Genomic DNA, 21,708 nt, shown 5'->3' on the forward strand with positions numbered 1-21,708 from the left:
TAACCCCGAAAATGCGGGATTGGGCGGGGCTGCACAGGCTGGGCGCGCGCGTTGGGTTTGAATGGGTATCTTGCAGTGCGTTGGCGCTGCCCCTCACCTGCCTGCCGGCATCCTCTCCCCGTATAGCGACGGGGAGAGGGGTGCTGCCGTCGCCGGTGTCGCCAATCACCGCTGTTGCAAGAAGAGCGCAAGGTTGCGGCCAGCATCTTTCTCCCCGTCATTATACGGAGAGAAATGCCCGGCAGGGCAATGAGGGCGGCGCAAACCCCAGCATTCAGGCAGCCACGGCAAAAGTCGCCGAACTCTAATCCCCCAGCACCACCGTGTCCGTGATCTCGAACCGCTCCGACACGCCGATGCGGATCATGTTGAGTTTGCCTTCCCGGGTGAAGCGGAAGTCGCTGCCGGCGTCCGAGCTTGCCGGCAGGCCGGCAGCGAAGGAGATGACGCGGCTGCCGCCATCGGGCCAGGTCACGGTCACGTCGGCCTTGTCCGTGCCCTTGTGCGTCACGCTCGCCGCGCAAGGCGCCATGGGCTGTCCAACGTAGCGGGCGCAGGGAATTTGCACGGCGCCATCGACGGCCGCCGTGGCCCCGGTTGGCTCTTCGGCCGCGGGTCCGTTTTCAGCCGCAGCCAGCGCCAGGCCATAGGCATCCTGCATGGCGATCTCCGCCGCGGATTTCGGCGGGGCTTCGGGGCTGGCTGGTTGGCTCGCACCACCCAGCCGAGCGGTCAGGTCGGGTGCATCGGGCGTCGCTGCGGCTTCGGTGGCCATGGCGGGCGTATCCGCGGCCTCGTCGGGCACGGTCGCCGGATTGAGAGGAATGAGGTAGCGCGCGGGAGCCCAGCCGGTGGCTTTGGGATTGTCTGACTCAACCTTGCACCAGGGATGGCCGTCAATGTCGTTGCAGCCGAGGTTCCGTACGCTCGCACCGGCCGCCAGGCGGGCCTCGGTCTTGCCGATCGCCGACGGCTTGGCGCGCACATTGAGCAGGTCGTCGGGGGCGAGCCCGGTGACGACGGAGATGAAAGGACCTTCTTCCGCACGGGCCGGGACAACAGCCAGCCACGCCACCATCAGCAGCGGAACCGCAACCAGCGCATGCAAACCTGTTCGGAGCGTAACTGTGCGCCTCATCATCTGGCCGTGCGCCGATACTCGAAATTCCATGCCGCGGCCATCTTGCCGCATGTTCGGCCGGTTTTATAGGGGACGATGGGCCGCCATGTAAGCCGGAAATTGAGGCTAATCATGGCGGCGGACCGGCCCGCCGCCTCGTGGTGCAGTCGACGGCGATCGTCTCGAAGCGATCCGGCCGGCCGGCGCCGTCCAAGGTGATGATGCCGTCGCGGGCTAAGCGCATTTTCGAGGGGGCCCCACAGGCTGGCGAAGGACTGGTCGAAAGGGCGACCCTGACAGGGACATGAGTTCCTCCCGCTTAGCGAGGGAAAGGAAATGCGTCAGGCCGACACTTCGATGTCGTGGCCGCCGACGGCCGGCAGGGCGGCGTCGTCCGCGGCCGCGGCGATGACGCTGTCGAGCAGGCCGGGGAAGCGGGCGTCGAGATCGGCGCGGCGCAGCGTGATCATGCGGTTGGTGCCGACCACTTCGGCGCGGGTGACACCGGCCTCACGCAGCTTGGCGAGGTGGTAGCTCAGATTGGTCTTGGAGCCGAGATCGAGGAAGCGGCTGCAGTTCAGCGGCACGCCTTCCTTGCTGGCGAGATAGCGCACGATCGCAAGCCGCGTCGGGTCGCCGAGCACGCCGAGCACAATGGGCAGGCTGATCTGGTCCGTATTGGGGTGTGGCAAGGTCATGGCTGGAACCTAAGCACAGTTCGGGCCGATTTCAACGCGTCGATCCTGCCCGGTCCATACACACTGTTTCTCCACTTCATGGCCGTCCTGACACAGGGCTGTCAGCATGGTTATGCTATTTTTGCCTGGCTTCATTGACATGATGCCCCTTTATGTCCAATTGTTCAATAACTTTTGAACTAAGGACGCTTTCCCATGGACAAGAGAATTTTCTGGCTTGCGCTCGGATCGTTTGCGATCTCGACCGAAGGCTTCGTCATCTCCAGCCTCCTGCCCGATATCGCCAGGGATGCCGGCATCTCCGTGCCGCTCGCCGGCTCGCTGATCACCGCTTTCGCGCTCGCCTATGCCGTGGGCACGCCGATCCTGGCGACGCTGACCGGCGAATGGGACCGGCGCCGCGTTATCCTGTGGACGCTGGTGTTCTTCGTCGTCGGCAATGTCGTCGCCGCCTTGAGCTCATCCTTCGAAGTGCTGCTCGTCGCACGCATCATCATGGCGCTGTCGTCGGGCCTGTTCGCGGCGACCGCGCAAGGCACGGCGGTGGCGCTGGTGGATGACCATCACCGCGCCCGCGCCATCGCCGTCGTCGTCGGCGGCACCACGGTGGCCGTCGCTGTCGGTGCACCGCTTGGCGCGCTTGTCGCGGCCATCGCCGGCTGGCGCGGCACCTTCTATGCCATTGCCGGCCTTGGCGCGCTGTCCGGCGCCATCCTGTGGTCCGCCTGCCGCGCGGCATCATCGGCACCAGGCTGCCGCTGAAGCGCCGGCTGGCGGCCGCCATGCGTCCCGGCGTGATGCCGATCCTGGTGACGACATTGCTGGCGCTGGTCGGTGCCTTCACCGTCTTTGCCTATGTCGCGCCGCTTGCCATCGAGGGCGGCGGGCTGAGCGAGATCGCGCTGCCCGGCATGCTGCTCGCCTTCGGCGTCGGCGCCGTCATCGGCAACATTGCCGGCGGCCAGGCGGCCGACCGTTTCGGCGCCACGCGCACCGTCGGCTGGTCGCTGGCGTTGAGTGCCGCCATGCTGATCATGCTGTCGGTCATCCCGACCTTCCTGCCGCAGCACATTGCCGGACCGGCGCTGATGGCGATGATGGTGCCGTGGGGCATCGTCGGCTGGGCGTTCCCGCCGGCGCAGGCCAGCCGCATCATCAAGCTGGCGCCGGACGCCGCTCCAATCGTGCTGTCGCTCAATGGTTCGGCGCTCTATCTGGGCGTGGCGGTGGGCGCGGTGGTCGGTGGTGGCGTGCTGCGCTACGGCGCGCCCGCCGATCTCGGTCTGGTCGCGGCGGTATTTCCGATCGTCGGGCTCGGCATCGTGCTGGCGGGGCGGGTGTTTGCCCGGGCCGTCACCATGCCGGCGGAATAAGGCCGGCTCCGAGGCTTGCATCCTTGTTTTTTCGCGGCCGCTTCTTCAGCTGGAAGGAGTGGCCGCGGGCAATTCCAGCTTCAACGCAGCCACTTCATCGAGCGTGGCCCGCAGTTTCGCGGCCTGCTCCGCGCCGATCATGGCCTCGAATTGCCGCTGGGCGACACTCCATAGCTTGATCGCCTCGTCGAGCTTGGCCTGGCCAGATGGCGTCAGCCGTACGCGCTTGACGCGGCGATCGTCCTTGTCGGGGAAGGTTTCGACATAGCCGTCGCGGACCAGGGGCTTCAGTGTGTGGCCGAGCGCCGAAAGGTCCATGATCAGCGCCTCCGCAATGGCTCCCATCGCCGGCTCGCTGCCGACACTGATCTGGAAGAGCAGGCCGAACTGCGTGCCCTTCAGGCCGGAAGGCGCCATCGCGTCGTCGTAGAACCGGCCGAGCCTGCGCGCGGTGCGCCGCAAGGTGGCATTGTTGCAACGGCTAAATCCGTCAGCTTCACTCATGATCGCTCCTTGTGGAGCATCTCCGGCGAAACGCATCGCCTCCAATGCTCTCTTGTCACGCAATTCCGGACGCAGAACCGCTGGGCACTTGCTGGAATTATCCTGGCAGGTGCGCCAGCCTGCCGCAGAAATAGTTTTCGCCGCCGCCGTTGACAAGATGGTGGCATATACCTACTTCGCAAAAGTGGCATATACAACTAATTCGAAAAACAGCCTGGCCGGCGGATATTTATCCACCGGGGCCGAAGACAGCGAACACAAGGAACGTGACAATGAGCAAGAATGACAACAAGGGCACGGCGGTCGTCACCGGCGCTTCATCGGGGATCGGCGCCGTCTATGCGGACCGTCTGGCGGGGCAGGGCTACGACCTGGTGCTGGTGGCGCGCCGTGCCGACCGGCTGCAGGCGCTGGCCGAGAAGTTGCGCCATGACCACGGCCGCAACGTGAGCGTGATCAGCGCCGATCTGTCCGACGACGGCGATGTGCGCCGTGTCGAGCAGTCGATATCAGCCGACGAAACCGTGACGCTGCTGGTCAACAATGCCGGCCTTGGCGGTCAGGCAGTGGTGGCAACCGCCGATGCCGACGCGGCCGAGCGCATGATCAAGGTCAATGTCGTGGCGCTGACCCGGCTGACACGTGCCGTGCTGCCTGGGTTCCTGGCGCGCAACCGGGGCGGGATCGTCAACATCGCCTCGGTCCTGGCCTTCGACACCTCGTTCGGCGGCATCTACAGCGGCACCAAGGCCTATGTCGTCAACTTCACCGAAGCCCTGCATCGCGAGGTCGCGGGCACCGGAGTGACGGTGCAGGTGGTGCTGCCGGGCGCGACCCGGACCGATTTCTGGGAGCTTTCCGGCGGTGATATCGACCAGCTGCCGAAGGAGATCGTCATGACCGCCGACGATATGGTCGACGCTGCCCTTGTCGGCCTGGCCAGGGGCGAGGCCGTCACCGTGCCGGCGCTTGCCGACACGGGAAAGCTGGATACATTCCTAGGCGCCCGCCAGGCCTTCTATGGCAGCCTGCACGCCGACAAGCCGGCCCCGCGCTACGCGGCTTAGGCTGACGTGGCGGCCGGCCGTCAGGCCGTCCGCCACATCGGGATGATCGAGGCGGCGAGCACCAGCGCCAGCACGATGTTGAGCGCGCGCCATTGCCACTCGGTTTTGAGCAGCCTGGCCAGCACCATGCCGGCGATGCACCAGACGGACAGCGAGATGGCAGCGGTGAGGCCAAAGGTCGAGCCGAGCAGCAGTGCGAGTTGTCCGGGTCCGTCGGCGAGGGCGGCGAACGAAGCCGCCGCGCCCAGGCCCATCGCCCAGCCCTTGGGATTCATCCACTGGATGCCGGCGCCGCCCAGGAAGCTGTTCGGTTTGGCCATGGTGACGTCAAGGTTGGGTGGCCCTGCGCGACCGATCTTGATCGCCAGCCACAGAAGATAAAGCGAGCCGATCACCTTCATCGCCAGTTGCAGCGAAGGCACCGCAAGCAGCAGGCTGGCGAGGCCGGCGGCGGCCGCCCCCGTCACGGTAGCGAGGCCGGCGGCGCTGCCGATCATCAGCGGTACCGAACGGCGAAAACCGAACTGCGCTCCGGAAGCGGTCGACAAGGTCGTGGCGATGCCGGGCGTGGCGGTAGCCACGAAGGCAAACAGGATGAGCGGCAGGATCGGCTGGAGCATGGAGCATCCTTTGTCAAAGGCTTCATGGTAGACTGCGCGTGACATCAGTAAATGCAATGTTTGCGATGATGATCATTAGCATTTATAATGCTGATGATGATCCGCAATCTCGATACCAGTCTCATGCGCACCTTCGTCACCGTCGCCGACAAGGCCAGCATGACGGCGGCGGCCAACGCGCTGCACCTGACTCAGGGCGCGGTCAGCCAGCAGGTCAAGCGGCTGGAAGACACGCTCGGCTGCGGGCTGTTCGAGCGCGACCGGCGCGGTCTGCGCCTGACCCATTCCGGCGAGCGGCTGTTCGACAAGGCAAGGCGCCTGCTCAGCCTCAATGACGAGATATGGACCGAGATGGTGGGGAGCGCTGTCGCCGGACAGGTGCGGCTCGGCGTTCCCTACGACCTTGTCGGCACCTTGCTGGCTCCCGTCCTGAAGGCCTATGCCGAGGCCTATCCGCAGGTCGAGATATCGCTGGTCTGCGCCTCCTCGCCGGAACTGGCGGCGGCACTGGCGGCCGGAACCATCGACCTCGCGGTAATCGAGGAGCGGGTCGGCCCGACCTCTGGCGAATGCCTGGCCATCGATCGGTTGGTCTGGGTCGGCGCAAGGGGTGGGGTGGCTCGCGCCAAGCGGCCATTGCCCGTCTCGATCGTTGCCGACACCTGCGCCTTCCGGCCGGTGGTGCTGGCGGCACTCAACGAGCATGGGCTGGAATGGCGCAGCGTGTTCGAGAACGGCAACATCGACGCGACGACCGCGACGGTGCGTTCCGACCTCGCCGTCACCACATGGCTCGCTGCCACCGTGCCAGCCGATCTCGACATATTGCCGTTCGACACCGGCCTGCCGCCGCTGCCGAATTTTGCCATCAACCTGCACCTGCCTAGGCATGGCGTGAGCACGGCGGCGCAGGAATTCGCACGCCATATACGCGATGGGCTGGCGCGGCGATCGCAGGCTGCTTGATGCCCGAATTTACTTCCAGTTCTTGCGCCGCTCGAGTTCGGCCGGGGATGGCTCGCCCGTGACAAAGGAGCCGACCTTGATTTCGCCTGCGCGCTCATAGGTCGCGATGATGACGCCGGTGGTCGAAGTCTGCGATTTGACAAGCTTGAAAGCGGCCGGCATCGCTGCATCGCCGAACAGCCGCTTGCCCTTGCCCAGCACCAGCGGGAAGATCATCAGCCGGATCTCGTCGATTAGCCCGTTGGCGAGCAAGGTCTGAATGAGATGCCCAGATCCCTGGATGAGCAGGTCAGGTCCATCTTCCTGCTTGAGGCGACGCAAGGCCGTGATGATATCGGGCCCAAGCGCGTGCGTGTTCTGCCAGGTCAAAGTATCCGGCCGATGCGTCGCCACATACTTGGTCGCGGGGTTGAAGGCATCCGCGATCGGATCTTTCTGGTAGGGCCAGTACGCGGCGAAGATGTCGTAGGTTCTGCGGCCGAGCAGCAGGGCGAAGGGTTTGGAGAACAATTCCTCCATTGCCGCGCCTCCCACCTCGTCAAAATAGTGGAACGTCCAGCCGCCGAATTCGAAGCCGCCGACCGGATCCTCTTCCGGCCCGCCCGGCGCCTGCATGACGCCATCGAGGCTGACGAAGGTCGCGGCGATGATCTTTCTCATTGTGTTCTCCCTTGCTTGTGTCCACGCCATCGCGGCCGGACTTCAACCCAAGGACGGAGCAACCGCGCCCGTCCCGACAAAGGCCGCGAGATTTGGTCCGCCCTCGATAGATCAGCCGCGGACGCGAACGGCTTTCGACGAGAACCAGACATGCTCGAAGATCGCCGTGGCGGTGCGGTCCGGCTGCCTGTCCTCGACCAGCCAGATCGAGCGGCTGCGCGTGGCCTGCTCGCGTGTCGGGATCTTCGCCGCAAGATCCGCGAGCGAGGCGCCGAAGCATGGGATGAACCAGGCACGCATGAACGGATCGCAGGCAAAGCCCTTTTCGGTGCGGGTCACCAGCATCGCCAGCGGGACGCGCTCGGCGGGACGCCAGGGGAAGATCATGCGGCCGCCGGGGCGCAACGCTTTCAGCCATCCGGCGGGAGGGGCGACGACACCGGCATTGACATAGATGATGTCGGATGGCGGCAGCGGCGACGTCACGGCATCGCCATGGACAATGGTCGCATTGCCGTAGGTTTCGAGATTCTTGCGCGCCAACCCGGCCAGGTTTTCGTCGATCTCGAAGGCGGTGATGGTGCCGCATGGCGAAACCAGTTTGGCCAGCAAAGCCGTGTAGTAACCGCTGCCGGCGCCGATATGCGTGATGGCCTCACCAGGCTTTGGTGCGAGTTTTCCGATCCACATGGCGTGCAGAAAGGGCTCGCCATTGTTGATGCCCTTGTCGGTATCGAGCGCTACCAGGACGTTCTGGCAGATGTGGGCCGGATCGGCGCTTGGCGTGGTGACCGTGCCGTTGCCGGTGATGACCGTCCATGGGCCGGGGCCGAGGAAGGCCTCGCGCGGTACGCTGGCGAACACCTCTTCCAGGCGCGGGTCCGATGAGGCGGCGTTGACCGCCATCAGCCGCGCGTAGAATGTCCGGATATCTTCGAGGTCGCTCATGGCATCGGGAAGATAGCGCGATCCGGCGGTTTGTCCCGTGATTAAACGGAACTTCAGCCAACCCCGAACATGGTGTCGTAGAGCAGCTTGAAATTGAGCACCAGGATGATTGCCGCGACCACCCAGGCCAGTGCGGCGACGCCGCGCGGGATGGCGAGATTGCCCATCTTCTTCTTGTTGGACACGAACTGCACCAGCGGGACGACCGCGAAAGGCAGCTGCATGGACAACACCACCTGGCTGAAGACCAGCAACTGGCCAGTGCCCTTCTCGCCATAGAGCGCGGTGACGACCACCACCGGTATGATGGCGAGGCCGCGGGTCAGCAGGCGCCGCGCCCAGTTGGGGATGCGCAGGCGCAGAAAACCTTCCATGATGATCTGGCCGGCGAGCGTCGCCGTCACCGTCGAATTCAGGCCCGACGCCAGCAGTGCCACGGCGAACAGGATCGAGGCGATGCCGAGGCCAAGCAGCGGCGACAGCAGCTTGAAAGCCTGGTCGATCTCGGCGACATCCTGGTGGCCGGTTTCGTGGAAGGCGACGGCCGCGACGATCAGGATGGCGGCGTTGACGAACAGCGCCAGCATCAGGGCGATGGTGGAGTCCGTCGTCGCCCATTTGATGGCATCGCGTTTTCCGGCCTCCGTGCGCTCATAGGCGCGGGTCTGCACGATCGAGGAATGCAGGTAGAGATTGTGCGGCATCACCGTTGCGCCGATGATGCCGATGGCGATGTAGAGCATCGCTGGATCGGTGACGATTTCGGAGGACGGCACGAACATCGAATGCAGGATCGTGCCGGCCGGCGGAGCGGCAACGAAGATCTGGATGGCAAAGCAGCTGAAGATGATGACCAAAAGCGCGACGACGAAGGCTTCGAGATAGCGGAACCCCTTGTTCATCAGGAGCAGAACCAGGAAAGCGTCGAGCGCGGTGAGCATGGCGCCGCCGATCAGCGGGATGCCGAACAAAAGCTGCAGCGCGATCGCGGTGCCGATCACCTCGGCGAGGTCGCAGGCGATGATGGCGAGTTCGCAGGCGATCCACAGCACGAGATTGACGGGGCGCGGATAGTAGGCGCGGCAGGCCTGGGCGAGGTCGCGGCCGGTGGCGATGCCAAGGCGCGCGGCCAGCGCCTGCAGCAGGATCGCCATCAGGTTGGACAGCATGATGATGAACAAAAGCGTGTAGCCGAACTGCGCGCCGCCGGCGAGGTCGGTCGCCCAGTTGCCCGGGTCCATGTAGCCGACCGAGACCATGTAGCCGGGACCCATGAAGGCGAACAAGCGGCGGAACCATACGCCTGATGTCGGCACCGCGATGGAGGAGTTGACCTCGCGCAGGCTGGGCTGATCGTCTTCATCCCGTCTGGCGAACCGCCATGCGGACCGGGAGGTTGTGACGTCTGCTTCTGACATGAAAAGGCTTTCCGCGACTTCCGGAGGATGCCCTCAAGGTATGCCATGGCTCAACATTATGCAATAGGCTATATTTCATTGTCGGTGCTTTTTAGCATGTCGCGCTGTGCGTGCGAGGATGACGCCCCCGGAGACGCCGGTTGCGCCTCTCTCGGAATGCAAATAAACGGCCTGAAGAATCAGAGCCCGTGCTATAAAAGCAGGGACGGCAAACTCCCGAGGAGGAGCGCGCATTGGCGCTGAAGAACAGACCGGTCCCGCGTGAGCCGTTGCTCGATGCCGATGTCCATTCGGAAGGGTTCCGGCAGACGCGCGAAGCGCGCCGCAGCGCGCTGGTCGAGGATTATGTCGAACTGATCGCCGACCTGATCGAGGACGGCAACGAGGCGCGCCAGGTCGACATCGCCGCGCGCCTCGGCGTCGCCCAACCGACGGTGGCCAAGATGCTGACGCGGCTATGCGCCGACGGGCTGGTGTCGCGAAAGCCCTATCGCGGCGTGTTCCTGACCGATGCCGGGCGCAAGGTCGCAGAGGAAAGCCGCATCCGCCACCAGACGGTCGAGGCCTTTCTGCGCTCGCTCGGCGTCAGCGCCGAGACGGCGCGCATCGATGCCGAGGGCATCGAACACCATGTCAGCGCCGAGACGCTGAAAGCGTTCCGCAAGGCGATGACGGCGCGCTGAAGCGCTTCATTGCCGCGTTTTCGACCATGTTAGCCGCTGGAACTGCCGGCGCTTATGCGCGTTCCCCTCTCGTTGCGCGCCTATCGCGCGCCAGGGAGGCAGCAATGGGCATCGAGCAGGCACCGACCGCAAAAGGCAAGCAGGCAGCCACAGGATTGGAACAGGCGGCCGCCAGGGACGAGCGCAAGACCGAGGCCGAAACGGGACATCCGCTGAAGAAAGGCGCCGATCGTTTCGAGGAACGCTCGAAAAGCTCCGACGGCAAGAGCGCCGGCGCCAAGCAGAAAGAGTAAGCGGCAGCAGTTCTGGACCGATGCGGATGACCATCGAGTGGCGCCCGCCTGAACGCTTTGTCTTTCAGGGACATTCGATTGCCTGGGGCGTCATGGGGGAAGGACCGCCCGCCGTCGTTCTCCACGGCACGCCATTCTCCTCGGTCGAGTGGCGCCGCATCGCGCCATGGCTGGCGAAGCAGCGACGCGTCCACTATTTCGACATGCTTGGCTATGGCTGGTCGGACAAGCCGGACGGCGATGTGTCGCGTGGCATGCAGAAAGAGCTGTTCGCGGCGCTCTATGCCCACTGGAAGCTGGAACGGCCCGACGTGGTCGCGCATGATTTCGGCGGATCGACCGCTCTGCGCGGTCATCTGCTCAACGGTTGGAGTTCCGCTCGATGGTGCTGATCGATCCAGTGGCGATCAGCCCGCAAGGTTCGCCGCTGGTCCAGGCAGCCAGGCAGAACGAGAAGGTTTTTGCCGGGCTGCCCGCATATGTCCACGAAGCGATCTTGCGGGCCTACATCGATGGCGCGACGGACAATTCGTTGCGCACAGACGAGATGCAGGCCTATCTGCGTCCATGGCTTGGCGACGAGGGCCAGAAGGCGTTCTGGAGGCAAGTCGCGCAGGTGGACGACAAGTACACGGAGGAAGTGGAGTGGCGATATGGCGAGATTCGCTGTCCGGTCACCATCCTGTGGGGCGAAAATGACGATTGGATCCCGATAAAGGACGGCCGGGAGCTGGCGCGGCGCATTCCCGGTGCGACGTTTCAGACAGTCGCCGGCGCCAAGCATCTCGTCCAGGAAGACGCGCCGGAGGCGATCGCCGCAACGGTCCTCCAGTTCTGGCGGAGCCTGGAAGGCGGCTAGGGCGGTTCAGCGTTTGATAGAACCGCCGGACCGGCCCAATTTCCTTCGCTGGTCTTCGGCTCGTCTGATATCTCGCGCTTGACCGTGTCGCGCACGCTGGCCAGCGCCGGCACCGAAAACTGGCTGCTATTGTCGGCGTCGCGGGTGAGGCCGAGCGTGGGACCGAGCAAATGGCTGATCGACAGGCCGCCGCGCTCCAGCGCCTGCAACGTGGCCGGATCGGTGACGGCGACGCTGGGATCGAGCGTCACCGCGCCGGCATTCGCAAGCCCGAGGCACGGCAACGCCACCGGCATCGACAGGAAACACCTGATCGTCCTCAAGCCTGGAACCCCCTTCCAATGCCGGCGATGCGACAGGCCTTGCGGCGCTCCCGGCCAGTGTGGTGGAGCGGCCATGCGGCGCTGCCTGGCCACAAAAATGCTGTGACTTGGAGCAACCATTGCGATACTTGTTTGTTGGATTGAGCCGGCCCTGCCGGAGCAATGGGGAAGTTTGCAGCACGAGGAGTTGCCATGCTCTGGAGAGGCCGTCGTCAGAGTGACAATATCGAGGACGACCGCAGCGATGGCGGCGGCGGCGGGATCGGTGGTGGTGGCGGCCAGTTCCGCATTCCGATCGGTGGCCGCGCCGGTGGCGGCGGTAGCATATTCCTCGTCATCCTGGTGGTGCTGGCAGGATGGTATTTCGGCTTTGATCCCTCAACGATCCTGGGCGGTGGCGACGGTGGCCTGCTGCCAGGCGGCGGTGGCCAGATATCGGACAACAGCGGCGGCCAGGACAGCGGCGCAACGCCAGCCAATGACGAGATGAAGCAGTTCGTGGCGACCGTGCTCGCCGAGACGGAAGACACCTGGACCGGCATCTTCAAGTCGCAAGGCCTGACCTATGAGGACCCGAAGCTGGTGCTGTTTTCCGGCCAGGTCCGCTCCGCCTGCGGCTTTGCCTCGGCGGCGGCGGGACCGTTCTATTGTCCGGGCGACCACAAGGTCTATCTCGACATGACCTTCTTCCAGCAGCTCGACCAGCAGTTCGGCGCTTCCGGCGAGTTCGCCCGCGCCTATGTCATCGCGCATGAGGTCGGCCACCACGTGCAGAACCTCACCGGCATCATGGGGAAGTTCAACCAGATGCGGCAAGGCATGAGCGAAGCCGATGCCAACCAGCTGTCGGTGCGCATCGAGTTGCAGGCCGACTGCTTCGCCGGCGTGTGGGCGCATTACACCGGGCAGAAGGGCATATTGGAGCAAGGCGACTTCGAAAGCGCGCTGAACGCGGCCAAGCAGATTGGCGACGATACGCTGCAGAAGAAGATGCAGGGCTATGTCGTGCCGGAAAGCTTCAACCACGGCACCTCGCAGCAGCGGCAGACCTGGCTGACACGCGGATACAAGAGCGGCAAGCTTTCGGACTGCAACACGATGAGCGGCCCGCTCTAAGCAGCCGTTTTCGGACATGGACCTGGCGGCCAACGCGCCGTCAGGGAGTGTCAGGATCAAAGCTTCCTGCCTGTTCCCGCACTGTTCCTTTCCGCGGGCTCGCCTATAAGGTGCGTCCGCCCGCGCCCCCCAGGCGGCCAGAGGAGCTTGACCCATCATGATCGATCCCAAAACCGCCAAGCGGGGCCTTGCGCTGGTTTTCACCACGCTGCTGCTCGATATCATCGGCTTCGGCATGATCATGCCGGTGCTGCCGGCCTTTCTCAGGGAATTGACCGGCGTCGGCATCAGCGAAGCGGCGATCGAGGGCGGCTGGCTGTTCTTCGTCTATGCGGCCATGCAGTTCTTCTTCGCGCCCATCATGGGCGGCCTGAGCGACCGATTCGGGCGGCGGCCGATCCTGCTCGCCTCGGTGTTGACCTTCTCCATCGACAATTTGATCTGTGCCATCGCCTGGTCCTATCCGATGCTTTTCATCGGCCGCGTCCTGGCCGGCATTTCGGGCGCCAGCTATTCGACGACGTCGGCCTTCATCGCCGATATTTCGAACGACGAGAACCGGGCGAAGAATTTCGGCCTGCTCGGCATCGCCTTCGGCGTCGGCTTCGTCATCGGGCCGGTGCTGGGCGGATTGCTCGGTACGTTCGGGCCGCGCGTGCCGTTCTTTTTCGCCGCCGGGCTCGCCTTCGTGAACTTCCTCATCGCAATGTTCTTCCTGCCCGAAACGCTCGATGAAAAGCACCGCCGCCGCTTCGAGTGGAAACGCGCCAACCCGGTCGGCACGCTTCTGCAGATGCGCCAATATCAGGGCATCGGCTGGATTGGGCTGGTCTTCTTCCTGATGACGCTCGGCCACATGATGTATCCGGCGGTGTGGTCGTTCGTCTCCAACTACCGCTACGGCTGGAGCGAGCAGCAGATCGGCTTCTCGCTCGGCGCTTTCGGCCTGTGCGGCGCCATCATCATGGGCACGGTGCTGCCGCGCGTCATCCCCAGGCTCGGCGAGTGGAGGACGGCGGTCATCGGCCTGACGTTCACCGCGGCCAGCGCCTTCGGCTATGCCTTCGCCTCGCAAGGCTGGATGGTCTACGCGGTGATCGTCGTCGGCTGCCTGGAAGCGCTGGCCGATCCGCCGCTGAGAAGCCTCGCCGCAGCCAAGGTTCCCCCTTCGGCACAAGGCGAATTGCAAGGCGCGATGACCTCGATCTTCTCGATCACCTCGATCGTCACGCCGCTGCTCTATACCGCGATCTTTTCCTGGTTCACCGGCCCCAGCGCGCCCGTCACCTTCGGCGGCGCGCCCTATCTGGTCGGTGCATGCTTCCTGGTGCTGGCGGTCATCGTCTTCGTCACCAAGGTGGCCAGGCCGGCGACGGTCATGACTGTCACGAACGATGTCGTGGAAGATGGAGCCCAGCTATGAGCCGGAGGCAAGTGAGGGGTGGCGCGACGCGTCTCAGGCCCTTTCCGCCAGCAATTCCTCGCCGCGCTTTTCGCGGATGAGGTTGACGAAGCGGCGGAACAGGTAGTGCGAATCCTGTGGGCCGGGCGAAGCCTCGGGGTGATGCTGGACCGAGAACACCGGGCGGCCGGTCAACGCGATGCCGCAATTCGAGCCGTCGAACAGCGAGACATGGGTTTCCTCGACACCCGCGGGCAGCGAGTCGGCATCGACGGCAAAGCCGTGGTTCATCGAAACGATCTCGACCTTGCCGGTGGTGTGATCCTTGACCGGATGGTTGGCGCCGTGATGGCCCTGGTGCATTTTGGCGGTCTTGCCGCCCAGCGCCAACGCCAGCATCTGGTGGCCGAGGCAAATGCCGAACACCGGAATGTCGGTCTTGAGCAGGTCCTGGATGACCGGCACGGCATAGTCGCCGGTGGCTTCCGGGTCGCCGGGGCCGTTGGAGAGGAAAATGCCGTCGGGCCGCATGGCGAGGATTTCTTCCGAACCGGTGCTGGCCGGAACCACCGTCACCTTGGCGCCCAGACCGGCGAGCAGCCGCAATATGTTGCGCTTGACGCCGTAGTCGATGGCGACGACGTGCAGCGAAGGCTCCGCCTGTTCGCCAAAGCCTTCGTTCCACGCCCAAGGCGTCTCGCGCCAGACAGAAGACTGGCCCGACGTGACCTCCTTGGCGAGATCGAGCCCGATCAGGCCCGACCATGCGGCGGCACGCCGCTTCAGGTCGTCGAGGTCGAAGACGCCGTCGGGCGCGTGGGCGATGACGGCATTGGGCATGCCCTTTTCGCGGATCAGCGCGGTGAGCGCGCGGGTGTCGATGCCCGACAGCGCGACGATGCCCCGCTTCTTCAGCCACTGGTCGAGATGGCCAGCGGCGCGGTAATTGGACGGGTTGGTGACGTCGGCCTTGAACACGGCACCGACGGCGCCGGCACGAGCGGCCGGATTGAGGTCTTCGATGTCCTCGCCATTGGTGCCGATATTGCCGATATGCGGGAAGGTGAAGGTGACGATCTGGCCGGCATAGGACGGGTCGGTGAGGATTTCCTGGTAGCCGGTAAGTGCCGTGTTGAAGCAGACCTCGGCGACCGCCGAGCCGGTGGCGCCGAGGCCGCGACCCTCGATGACGGTGCCGTCGGTCAGCACCAGAAGGGCGGTCGGCTTTTCAGTGGCCCAGGCGGGCGTCATCTCGGCCATGGCGGCACTCCTATCAAGCCGCGCGCTTCCATAGCCCGGCGGGCGTTGGCGCGGCAAACGGCGCGAAGCGGCGAATTCGCGGCCTCCACGCACCCAAGCTTCAGTTCATGCAAGGCCCAGTACATAGGGGAAGGGGACAGGGCGGTCAATGATCATGCGAAAGAGGGCCGCAATTTATTTCATTGAGGAATATCATAGGCTTGCCCGGGCATATCAGAGTTTGCGTTGGCCTGTCCCCGGCGCTATTGTCCGCGCCGACCGAAGGAGAGAGAGCAATGCGCGCGAAAATCGCCGAATCCCTGAAGACCGCGATGAAGGCGCAGGACAAGCACCGGCTGCCGACATTGCGGCTGATCCAAGCCGCCATCCACGACCGCGACATCGCCAATCGCGGTGCCGGCAAGGAACCCGCCAGCGATGAGGAAATCCTGCAGATCCTGGCCAAGATGGTGAAGCAGCGCGAGGAATCGGCCAAGGCGTTCGAGGACGGCAAGCGCCCGGAACTGGCCGCGCAGGAACGCGGCGAGATGGAGATCATCCGCGGCTTCCTGCCGACGCAGCTTGACGATGCGGCGGTCACGGCGGCGGCGCGCGAGGCGATAGCGGCGACCGGTGCGGCCAGCCAGAAGGACATGGGCAAGGTGATCGCGGCGCTGAAGCAGAAATATGCCGGCCAGATGGATTTCGGCAAGGCGAGCGGCATCGTCAAGGCGCTGCTGCAGTAGGGCTTTCTACTCTCGCATCGTCGGCTTCCAACACGGCCACTCGACGCCAAGGCGCGGCTTGCTGTTAGGCCCGAGGTTCCAATGCGCGGCGCAATGCCGGTGCTTCCTGCTGGATATGGTCCCACAAGCGATTGGCGATCGGGCCGTGCGGCCGGTCGCGGCGGCGCGCCACCACCAATTCGTCGGTGCGGCCCGGCAGATGGCTGCCGGCTATGGATATTAGCTGGCCGTCATGCAGCTCTTCAGCGATCAGGAAGTGAGGCAGGTGGCCCCAGCCGAGCCCTTGCAGGATGAGTTCCTTCTTCATGGCCTGATCGGGGACCAGGCATTGCGGCGCCCCCTCGGCTACGAAGTAATCCTGTCGTGGCGAATGCAGGGCGGTGTCGCGCATCACGCACTGGGTGAATGCCTGCATTTTCTCCAGTGTGACCGGTTGGTCGACGCGCTCCGGCAGAAAGCCCGGCGCCACGACGGGAATGAACGACACCTTGCTGAGATCGATCCATTCCACCCGTACGTCGCCCTTGTCGATCCAGTGCAGGATGAGATCGGCTTTGTCGTCAAAAAGGCGTTCCCACGGGCCGCCGACGGCTTCGAAATGGAGATGCAGCCGCGTGCCGGGGCACTGGGCGAAGAACCGCCCAAGCATGCCCAGTACGTGCGGGCGCGGGCAGAGGTCGCCGATCACGACGTGGATATCGCTTTCCTCGCCCATCGAGAGCTGGGCGGCGTGGACGCTCAGGCCTTCCAGTTCGCGCAGCAGCGATTGCGCCCGTCGATGGAACGACAGCCCCGCTTCGGTCGCCCGTACGCGATAGCCGCCGCGATCCAGGAGGACGAGATCAAGCTGTCGTTCGAGCCTGGCGACGGCGGCGAACACCGCCGGATGCGAGCGATGGAGCAGGGCCGCGGCCGGCTGAAAGCCGCCGCAGCGGATCACTGCGTCGAAGCACTGGAGGTCGTGCAAGGTGAATTCGGCCATGTCAGCTTTGATTACAGAGATTGTCTTATCTTTGTAATATCACCAAATCCCGGCCACAGCTACGCTTTGCCTCATTCAACGTTCCAAAAGGATTTTAATCATGAGTGAGCTGAATTTCGTGACTGTCGGCGACGGCACGCGCATCGCCTACCGGCTCGACGGTGACGCTGGGCAACCGGTGCTGGTGCTGTCCAACTCCATCGCCACGACGCTGCACATGTGGGATGGCCAGATCGGCGAACTGTCCAGGCATTTCCGCGTTCTGCGCTACGATTTTCGCGGCCATGGCGGATCGAGCGTGCCGGTCGGCGCCTATTCGCTCGACCGGCTTGGCCGCGACGTGATCGAACTCATCGACGCGCTCGGCCTTGGCCAGGTGCATTTCCTCGGCCTGTCGCTGGGCGGTTTCGTTGGGCAGTGGCTTGGCATCCACGCGCCCGAGCGGGTCGACCGGCTGATCCTGAGCAACACTTCATCTCACCTCTCGCCGGCAAGTTATTTCGACGAGCGGATCGCCGTCGTGCGGCAGGCGCCGGACATGTCGGAAACCGCCGAAGTGTTCCTCAACAACTGGTTCCCGGCCGGCATGGTGGCGGCCAACGAGCCCGTCATCGAGAAATTCCGCGCCATGTTGCTTGAGATCGACCGTCTGGGCCTGGCGGGTCTATTCGCCGCGGTTCGCGACGCCGACCTTCGCCGCACGGTGGCCCTGATCAACCGGCCGACATTGGTAATCGCCGGCCAGCATGACACGGTGACAGCGGCAAGCCACAGCGAACTGATCGCGGCAGCCGTGCCCGGGGCGAAGCTTGTCGTGCTGCCCGCGGTTCACCTGTCGAACGTGGAATACCCCACCGAGTTCATGCAGGCCGTGCTCGATTTCCTGCACTGAGCCGGAGCAGGGGGCCGTGGGTCCATCTCACGGCTCCTTGCAGATCGGCAGTGGCTGCGGCGGCGCCGCCGGATGGTCCTTCTTGTACTGGGCAATGACCGGCTCAAGGGTTTTTCGCGGCCAGAATTTCGGCGTACCGATCTCTTTCAGGCAGGATGCGTTCCAGTAGGTGCCTGAACCGGAATGGCCGTTTGCCACGGCGGCGATGTCGCGCGATTCCGGATAGATATAGAGCGTGGTGGGGTTGTCCTTCACCATCGAGATGAGCTGCCTGGCATCGGCCGGCGACCAGCTGGTGCAGCCATTGCTGCGGCCGCCGGCATAGTCCACCAGCTTGCCGAACGGCACGAAGCCGTCATGGTCGGCATAGGAACTGCTCGGGCTCTTGCGCAGGCACATGCCGCGCAGCACCTGCGCCGCGTGGCCGCCGATCACGCGCTGCCTTGCGTTGGCGGCTTCGCCTTCGCCGTCGAACTGGATGAAAGTGCGCTGGAAGGCCACGTCCTGTTTGGCGCCGATGCGATAATAGCCCTTGAACGAGGTTTTCGCCTCGCGGGTCATGTAGGGACCGCCGGCGGTAAGTTCCGAATCCATGGCATTGCCGAAATTCCTGGCGCAGCGCCTGCCATTGGAGAAATCCACCGTGCCTTTCAGGTTGCGGCCGCCGCCGTGACCCGACGAAATCGCGCGAAACGACTGGCTGGCTTCGCATACGACATAGTAGCGGCGCCCGAGCACGCCATTGCCCAAATCGCCGGGACGGGTGGCGTCCATGGCGAAGTAGCAGGGGTTCCGGACGACACCCTGCGCGACCTTTTTCAGGTAAAGCGCGCGCGCCCGCTCCAGCACCACTTGTGAAATCTGGCCATCGCCATCTCCGACATGGGCCTGCAGCCAGGCCGGAATGGCCGATGGCGCGGCAAAGGACCGGGCCGATGCCATCAAGGCCATGACGACGACGAGGAGACCGAGGAACGTAACGACCCCCAACGGGACAGATCTCAACCGCACCGGACCCATTCTCCTGTCGAAGCCGTTTGTGATCCCTGCGGAATCACCCGAGGCGATCATAAAACGCGGCGCGCCGTCAGGCGAAACACATCTTGTTTAGCGCACCGGCAAGTAGGCGCGAAAAGACCAGGCCGACGCGCAACCCTCCATAAACGGACATGCTGGGTCAAGGCTTGCGGCGGGAGCCTCCATATCTACGAACGCCCGATTTTCGAGCCGGCTCGATTGGGCTATGATCTGATTCTGGCGCGGCCCACGCCTCCTCCCTCCGCCGGGAAAGCATCGTTCATGCGGGGCCATCCAATCACCGCACCGACTGTTCGAGCACCAGGCATAAGGAGGGGTTGCAAAAACTGCTCGCACCAGGAGGTTTTGCGATGAGGCTGTTTTGGCCCGTCTATCATCTGAAGCGTCAAGCCAGGCTGTTGTCCCGCGAGGTGAAGATACCGCTCCACCAGGCGCTCGACCGTATCGCGGCACAAGAAGGTTTCGCGAGCTGGAGCCTGCTTGCGGCGAAGGCCGCGGAAACTGGGCCCGCAGGCAGATTGTTTGCACAACTGGCGCCCGGCGACCTCTTGCTGGTCGGCGCCCGGCCGGGCCAGGGCAAGACGCTGATGAGCCTGGAACTGGCGGTCGAAGCCATGAGGCGCGGCCGGCGCAGCGTGTTCTTCACGTTGGAATATACGCAGGCGGACATTCTCGACCGCTTCCGCGCGATCGGGGTCGAGCCACGGCAATTCGAGGGTCGGTTCGAATTCGACAGTTCCGATGCCATCTCGGCTGACTACATGGTGGCGCGGCTGACCTCGGCCGGAGCCGGCACGCTGGTGGTGATCGACTACCTGCAATTGCTCGACCAGAAGCGGGAAAATCCGGATCTGATGATCCAGGTACGCAGGCTGCGATCATTCGCGCGCGACAGGGGGCTTATCCTGGTCTTCATCGCGCAGGTCGACCGTTCGTACGAACTGTCGAAAAAACCAGTCCCCGATATCGACGATATCAGGCTGCCCAATCCGCTCGACCTGTCGCTGTTCAGCAAGACCTGCTTCCTGAACAAGGGAGAGATACACTTCCAGGCGGCTTGAGCCCCCTGCTGTCCAAGGCTATGCCTGCAGCGTTTTTCAGGAGGCATCGATCATGGTCGAGATCGTCAAACCGGCGCTTGAACATCTGCCGAGCTACAAGGCGGCGCTCGAAAGCGGCTGGTCGCCGGACAATGTGCGGCTCCTGGACGCGACGCGCGAGCAGCTTGCGGCAATAGAGGAAGACCCGGCGGCGTTCCTGGCCAGCCTCGACGATCCCGAAGCCAAGGGGCCGCCCATCGCCTTGCCCGACGGGACACGGGTGCCACGCCTGCCGGGCTTCCGCCGCTGGATCTGGGACGGCGAGGCGGCGGGCTCGATCGGCTTTCGCTGGCAGAAGGGCACGGCGGAACTGCCTTCGCACGTGCTTGGTCATATCGGCTACGCCGTCGTGCCCTGGAAGCGGCAGCGCGGCTACGCCACCGAAGCGTTGCGGCTGATGCTGGACGAGGCGAGGGCGGTAGGCCTTCCCCATATCGAGATCACCGCCAAGCCGGGCAATCCGGCCTCGCACAAGGTGATCCTGGCCAATGGCGGCAAACTCGTCGAGCGCTTCTTCGAGGACGCCGCCTATGGCGGGGTGCAGAGCCTGCGGTTCCGGATCGATTTGTAAGAGGCGGTTTGGAAACTCCACGCCGGCGGCCATCTGATGGCGTTTTCCGCGCCTATCGCCTTTCGGGCTGGTCGCACAGCCAGTCGGCGAGCGATGCGCGATGCGTGCCGGCCCTGCCGGTGAATGCCTCGGCGGACAGCATGGAGTTCAACACCGCCTCCTGCGTCGCCTCCGCCGCCGCCCGGAAGAGAATATCGACGCGTGCTTCGTTGAGCGCGAGCAGCGGCACCAGATCTCGGTTTTCATCGTGGTCGACCGGGTTGCCGGTGCTGAAGGCGATGGCGATGTCCCCGCTGCCATTGCCCCAGAAGGAGCCGAGCCTGGCGATGCCGGCGCCCGCACGGCGCGCCAGGCGCTCGAGCTGGCGGTGTTCGAGCGGCACATCGGTCGCCAGAACGACGATGATCGAGCCGCGTTCGGCCTCGGCCTGCCGCCTGGGGTCGGGCCGGCGCCCATCGGGCAGGACGAGGTCGCCGGCCCTGCCGAAATTCGACAGGACGAGAACGCCAAGATGATGTCCGCCGGCGAGCGCGATTTTCCTGGAGGCCGAGCCGACGCCGCCCTTGAAGCCGAAGCAGCTCATTCCCGTTCCGGCGCCGACATTGCCCTGTTCGAACGCGCCTTCTCGGGCATCCGCCAGCGCGGCAAGGGCATGCTGCTCTGATATCGCCATGGCCTGGATGTCGTTCAAGGGACCGTCATTGCATTCACCGACCACCGGATTGACCGTTCCGGTGGTGCGGCCGATATCGGGGTTCTGGCGGATGGCGTCACGGATCAGCGCCGTGGCGCAGGTGCCGACCGAAAGCGTGTTGGTCAAGAGAATAGGCGTCTCGATGGTGCCGAGTTCCTTGACCTGCATCAGCCCGACGGTCTTGCCGAAGCCGTTGATGACATGGCTTGCCGCCATCACCTTGGTGCGGAACAGGTTTCCGCCATGCGGCAGGATCGCGGTCACGCCGGTGTTGATGTCGCCGTCGCGCAGCGTGCAGTGACCGACGCGCACGCCAGGCACGTCGGTGATCGCGTTTTGCGTGCCCGCCGGCAAGATGCCGCAGGTCAGGCCGAAATCGGCGACAGTCCTTGCCAT

Annotated in this window: 25 protein-coding genes and 1 pseudogene; 14 read left to right on the forward strand and 12 right to left on the reverse strand. The window is 64.5% G+C overall.

Features of this window, described 5'->3' with window-relative positions:
* Positions 1-304: 304 nt before the first annotated feature.
* Together LB555_RS22225 and LB555_RS22230 are read right to left on the reverse strand one after the other, a co-directional pair.
* Complete coding sequence (locus LB555_RS22225; RefSeq protein ID WP_224683763.1) at positions 305-1,141, reverse strand: SH3 domain-containing protein; 837 nt, start codon at positions 1,139-1,141, stop codon at positions 305-307.
* A gap of 320 nt (positions 1,142-1,461) precedes the next feature.
* Entirely contained in the window at positions 1,462-1,818 is a 357-nt protein-coding gene (locus LB555_RS22230) for an ArsR/SmtB family transcription factor (protein ID WP_140617775.1), read from the reverse strand.
* Between the two features lie 195 nt (positions 1,819-2,013).
* On the opposite strand from LB555_RS22230, the pseudogene LB555_RS22235 reads away from it, so the two are divergent.
* Positions 2,014-3,191, forward strand: a pseudogene (locus tag LB555_RS22235) (MFS transporter).
* 45 nt (positions 3,192-3,236) lie between these two features.
* Here LB555_RS22235 and LB555_RS22240 read toward each other — a convergent pair.
* A complete protein-coding gene (locus tag LB555_RS22240) occupies positions 3,237-3,695 on the reverse strand; it encodes a MarR family winged helix-turn-helix transcriptional regulator (protein WP_224683764.1) in 459 nt (152 codons plus the stop codon).
* An 88-nt stretch (positions 3,696-3,783) separates the two neighbouring features.
* On the opposite strand from LB555_RS22240, the gene LB555_RS22245 reads away from it, so the two are divergent.
* Both LB555_RS22245 and LB555_RS22250 read left to right on the forward strand, forming a co-directional pair.
* Positions 3,784-3,981: a hypothetical protein gene (locus LB555_RS22245; RefSeq protein WP_224683765.1), complete on the forward strand. Its 198-nt coding sequence runs from the start codon at positions 3,784-3,786 to the stop codon at positions 3,979-3,981.
* Positions 3,968-4,762, forward strand: a complete 795-nt coding sequence (locus LB555_RS22250; RefSeq protein ID WP_140878665.1) for an SDR family NAD(P)-dependent oxidoreductase — start codon at positions 3,968-3,970, stop codon at positions 4,760-4,762. Before LB555_RS22245 ends, LB555_RS22250 begins: the two co-directional genes overlap by 14 nt.
* 20 nt (positions 4,763-4,782) lie before the next feature.
* Here LB555_RS22250 and LB555_RS22255 read toward each other — a convergent pair whose 3' ends face one another.
* Positions 4,783-5,382: a LysE family translocator gene (locus LB555_RS22255; protein WP_140713756.1), complete on the reverse strand. Its 600-nt coding sequence runs from the start codon at positions 5,380-5,382 to the stop codon at positions 4,783-4,785.
* Between the two features lie 96 nt (positions 5,383-5,478).
* Here LB555_RS22255 and LB555_RS22260 point away from each other — a divergent pair, with 96 nt between their 5' ends.
* Complete coding sequence (locus LB555_RS22260) at positions 5,479-6,348, forward strand: LysR substrate-binding domain-containing protein (RefSeq protein ID WP_051041337.1); 870 nt, start codon at positions 5,479-5,481, stop codon at positions 6,346-6,348.
* A gap of 9 nt (positions 6,349-6,357) precedes the next feature.
* Here LB555_RS22260 and LB555_RS22265 read toward each other — a convergent pair whose 3' ends face one another.
* The 3 genes from LB555_RS22265 to LB555_RS22275 all read right to left on the reverse strand — a co-directional run bounded on the left by LB555_RS22265 (position 6,358) and on the right by LB555_RS22275 (position 9,374).
* Complete coding sequence (locus LB555_RS22265) at positions 6,358-7,008, reverse strand: dihydrofolate reductase family protein (protein WP_224683766.1); 651 nt, start codon at positions 7,006-7,008, stop codon at positions 6,358-6,360.
* Positions 7,009-7,119: 111 nt separating this feature from the next.
* A complete protein-coding gene (locus LB555_RS22270; RefSeq protein WP_140823263.1) occupies positions 7,120-7,956 on the reverse strand; it encodes a protein-L-isoaspartate O-methyltransferase family protein in 837 nt (278 codons plus the stop codon).
* Between the two features lie 53 nt (positions 7,957-8,009).
* Positions 8,010-9,374 (reverse strand): Nramp family divalent metal transporter, encoded by a 1,365-nt coding sequence (locus LB555_RS22275; RefSeq protein WP_140713760.1) that lies wholly within the window; start codon positions 9,372-9,374, stop codon positions 8,010-8,012.
* 233 nt (positions 9,375-9,607) lie between these two features.
* Between LB555_RS22275 and mntR the strand changes: the two genes are divergently transcribed.
* From mntR to LB555_RS29345, 4 genes are all read left to right on the forward strand, one after another.
* On the forward strand, positions 9,608-10,057 hold the full coding sequence (gene mntR / locus LB555_RS22280; RefSeq protein ID WP_224683767.1) for a manganese-binding transcriptional regulator MntR: 450 nt from the start codon (positions 9,608-9,610) through the stop codon (positions 10,055-10,057).
* A 104-nt stretch (positions 10,058-10,161) separates the two neighbouring features.
* The gene (locus tag LB555_RS22285; protein ID WP_015316201.1) at positions 10,162-10,350 is read left to right on the forward strand and encodes a hypothetical protein; all 189 of its coding nucleotides are present in this window, start codon (positions 10,162-10,164) and stop codon (positions 10,348-10,350) included.
* A 26-nt stretch (positions 10,351-10,376) separates the two neighbouring features.
* A complete protein-coding gene (locus LB555_RS29340) occupies positions 10,377-10,742 on the forward strand; it encodes an alpha/beta fold hydrolase (RefSeq protein ID WP_263489240.1) in 366 nt (121 codons plus the stop codon).
* On the forward strand, positions 10,733-11,209 hold the full coding sequence (locus LB555_RS29345) for an alpha/beta fold hydrolase (protein WP_263489241.1): 477 nt from the start codon (positions 10,733-10,735) through the stop codon (positions 11,207-11,209). The genes LB555_RS29340 and LB555_RS29345 overlap by 10 nt, the downstream gene beginning before the upstream one ends.
* Here LB555_RS29345 and LB555_RS22295 read toward each other — a convergent pair.
* On the reverse strand, positions 11,206-11,607 hold the full coding sequence (locus LB555_RS22295) for a hypothetical protein (RefSeq protein WP_224592661.1): 402 nt from the start codon (positions 11,605-11,607) through the stop codon (positions 11,206-11,208). The genes LB555_RS29345 and LB555_RS22295 overlap by 4 nt on opposite strands.
* Before the next feature lie 117 nt (positions 11,608-11,724).
* On the opposite strand from LB555_RS22295, the gene LB555_RS22300 reads away from it, so the two are divergent.
* Positions 11,725-12,648 carry a neutral zinc metallopeptidase gene (locus LB555_RS22300; protein WP_015316203.1) on the forward strand — a complete coding sequence of 308 codons (924 nt, stop codon included), beginning with the start codon at positions 11,725-11,727 and terminating at the stop codon, positions 12,646-12,648.
* Between the two features lie 157 nt (positions 12,649-12,805).
* Entirely contained in the window at positions 12,806-14,071 is a 1,266-nt protein-coding gene (locus LB555_RS22305; RefSeq protein ID WP_015316204.1) for a TCR/Tet family MFS transporter, read from the forward strand.
* Positions 14,072-14,104: 33 nt separating this feature from the next.
* Here the strand turns inward: LB555_RS22305 and carA are convergent, their stop codons facing one another.
* A complete protein-coding gene (gene carA, locus LB555_RS22310; protein ID WP_015316205.1) occupies positions 14,105-15,310 on the reverse strand; it encodes a glutamine-hydrolyzing carbamoyl-phosphate synthase small subunit in 1,206 nt (401 codons plus the stop codon).
* A 275-nt stretch (positions 15,311-15,585) separates the two neighbouring features.
* Between carA and LB555_RS22315 the strand changes: the two genes are divergently transcribed.
* Entirely contained in the window at positions 15,586-16,035 is a 450-nt protein-coding gene (locus LB555_RS22315) for a GatB/YqeY domain-containing protein (RefSeq protein WP_015316206.1), read from the forward strand.
* 64 nt (positions 16,036-16,099) lie between these two features.
* Here the strand turns inward: LB555_RS22315 and LB555_RS22320 are convergent, their stop codons facing one another.
* Positions 16,100-17,017: a LysR family transcriptional regulator gene (locus LB555_RS22320; RefSeq protein WP_015316207.1), complete on the reverse strand. Its 918-nt coding sequence runs from the start codon at positions 17,015-17,017 to the stop codon at positions 16,100-16,102.
* 100 nt (positions 17,018-17,117) lie between these two features.
* On the opposite strand from LB555_RS22320, the gene LB555_RS22325 reads away from it, so the two are divergent.
* On the forward strand, positions 17,118-17,909 hold the full coding sequence (locus LB555_RS22325; protein WP_015316208.1) for an alpha/beta fold hydrolase: 792 nt from the start codon (positions 17,118-17,120) through the stop codon (positions 17,907-17,909).
* A gap of 27 nt (positions 17,910-17,936) precedes the next feature.
* Here the strand turns inward: LB555_RS22325 and LB555_RS22330 are convergent, their stop codons facing one another.
* Positions 17,937-18,920, reverse strand: coding sequence for a hypothetical protein (locus tag LB555_RS22330; RefSeq protein WP_015316209.1), 984 nt, complete (start codon positions 18,918-18,920; stop codon positions 17,937-17,939).
* A gap of 377 nt (positions 18,921-19,297) precedes the next feature.
* Here LB555_RS22330 and LB555_RS22335 point away from each other — a divergent pair, with 377 nt between their 5' ends.
* Positions 19,298-20,008 carry a DNA helicase gene (locus LB555_RS22335; protein WP_140617789.1) on the forward strand — a complete coding sequence of 237 codons (711 nt, stop codon included), beginning with the start codon at positions 19,298-19,300 and terminating at the stop codon, positions 20,006-20,008.
* 52 nt (positions 20,009-20,060) lie between these two features.
* Entirely contained in the window at positions 20,061-20,618 is a 558-nt protein-coding gene (locus LB555_RS22340) for a GNAT family N-acetyltransferase (protein ID WP_015316210.1), read from the forward strand.
* Positions 20,619-20,670: 52 nt separating this feature from the next.
* Here the strand turns inward: LB555_RS22340 and LB555_RS22345 are convergent, their stop codons facing one another.
* Entirely contained in the window at positions 20,671-21,708 is a 1,038-nt protein-coding gene (locus tag LB555_RS22345; protein ID WP_015316211.1) for a P1 family peptidase, read from the reverse strand.

Origin of the sequence: Mesorhizobium sp. BR-1-1-10 (assembly GCF_020165595.1) — a bacterium.
GTDB classification, from domain to species: Bacteria; Pseudomonadota; Alphaproteobacteria; order Rhizobiales; family Rhizobiaceae; genus Mesorhizobium; species Mesorhizobium australicum.

Excerpts from the sequence above, each read along its gene's own strand:
- LB555_RS22265 (WP_224683766.1), bottom strand. The coding sequence starts at position 7,008 with ATGAGAAAGATCATCGCCGCGACCTTCGTCAGCCTCGATGGCGTCATG.
- LB555_RS29345 (WP_263489241.1), top strand. The coding sequence starts at position 10,733 with ATGGTGCTGATCGATCCAGTGGCGATCAGCCCGCAAGGTTCGCCGCTG.
- LB555_RS22260 (WP_051041337.1), top strand. The coding sequence starts at position 5,479 with ATGATCCGCAATCTCGATACCAGTCTCATGCGCACCTTCGTCACCGTC.
- LB555_RS22335 (WP_140617789.1), top strand. The coding sequence starts at position 19,298 with ATGAGGCTGTTTTGGCCCGTCTATCATCTGAAGCGTCAAGCCAGGCTG.
- LB555_RS22255 (WP_140713756.1), bottom strand. The coding sequence starts at position 5,382 with ATGCTCCAGCCGATCCTGCCGCTCATCCTGTTTGCCTTCGTGGCTACC.
- LB555_RS22320 (WP_015316207.1), bottom strand. The coding sequence starts at position 17,017 with ATGGCCGAATTCACCTTGCACGACCTCCAGTGCTTCGACGCAGTGATC.
- LB555_RS22240 (WP_224683764.1), bottom strand. The coding sequence starts at position 3,695 with ATGAGTGAAGCTGACGGATTTAGCCGTTGCAACAATGCCACCTTGCGG.
- LB555_RS22270 (WP_140823263.1), bottom strand. The coding sequence starts at position 7,956 with ATGAGCGACCTCGAAGATATCCGGACATTCTACGCGCGGCTGATGGCG.
- LB555_RS22315 (WP_015316206.1), top strand. The coding sequence starts at position 15,586 with ATGCGCGCGAAAATCGCCGAATCCCTGAAGACCGCGATGAAGGCGCAG.
- LB555_RS22305 (WP_015316204.1), top strand. The coding sequence starts at position 12,806 with ATGATCGATCCCAAAACCGCCAAGCGGGGCCTTGCGCTGGTTTTCACC.
- LB555_RS22325 (WP_015316208.1), top strand. The coding sequence starts at position 17,118 with ATGAGTGAGCTGAATTTCGTGACTGTCGGCGACGGCACGCGCATCGCC.
- LB555_RS22285 (WP_015316201.1), top strand. The coding sequence starts at position 10,162 with ATGGGCATCGAGCAGGCACCGACCGCAAAAGGCAAGCAGGCAGCCACA.
- LB555_RS22345 (WP_015316211.1), bottom strand. The coding sequence starts at position 21,708 with ATGGCAAGGACTGTCGCCGATTTCGGCCTGACCTGCGGCATCTTGCCG.
- LB555_RS29340 (WP_263489240.1), top strand. The coding sequence starts at position 10,377 with ATGACCATCGAGTGGCGCCCGCCTGAACGCTTTGTCTTTCAGGGACAT.
- LB555_RS22250 (WP_140878665.1), top strand. The coding sequence starts at position 3,968 with ATGAGCAAGAATGACAACAAGGGCACGGCGGTCGTCACCGGCGCTTCA.
- LB555_RS22225 (WP_224683763.1), bottom strand. The coding sequence starts at position 1,141 with ATGATGAGGCGCACAGTTACGCTCCGAACAGGTTTGCATGCGCTGGTT.
- LB555_RS22300 (WP_015316203.1), top strand. The coding sequence starts at position 11,725 with ATGCTCTGGAGAGGCCGTCGTCAGAGTGACAATATCGAGGACGACCGC.
- LB555_RS22295 (WP_224592661.1), bottom strand. The coding sequence starts at position 11,607 with ATGGCCGCTCCACCACACTGGCCGGGAGCGCCGCAAGGCCTGTCGCAT.
- LB555_RS22275 (WP_140713760.1), bottom strand. The coding sequence starts at position 9,374 with ATGTCAGAAGCAGACGTCACAACCTCCCGGTCCGCATGGCGGTTCGCC.
- carA (WP_015316205.1), bottom strand. The coding sequence starts at position 15,310 with ATGGCCGAGATGACGCCCGCCTGGGCCACTGAAAAGCCGACCGCCCTT.
- LB555_RS22340 (WP_015316210.1), top strand. The coding sequence starts at position 20,061 with ATGGTCGAGATCGTCAAACCGGCGCTTGAACATCTGCCGAGCTACAAG.
- LB555_RS22230 (WP_140617775.1), bottom strand. The coding sequence starts at position 1,818 with ATGACCTTGCCACACCCCAATACGGACCAGATCAGCCTGCCCATTGTG.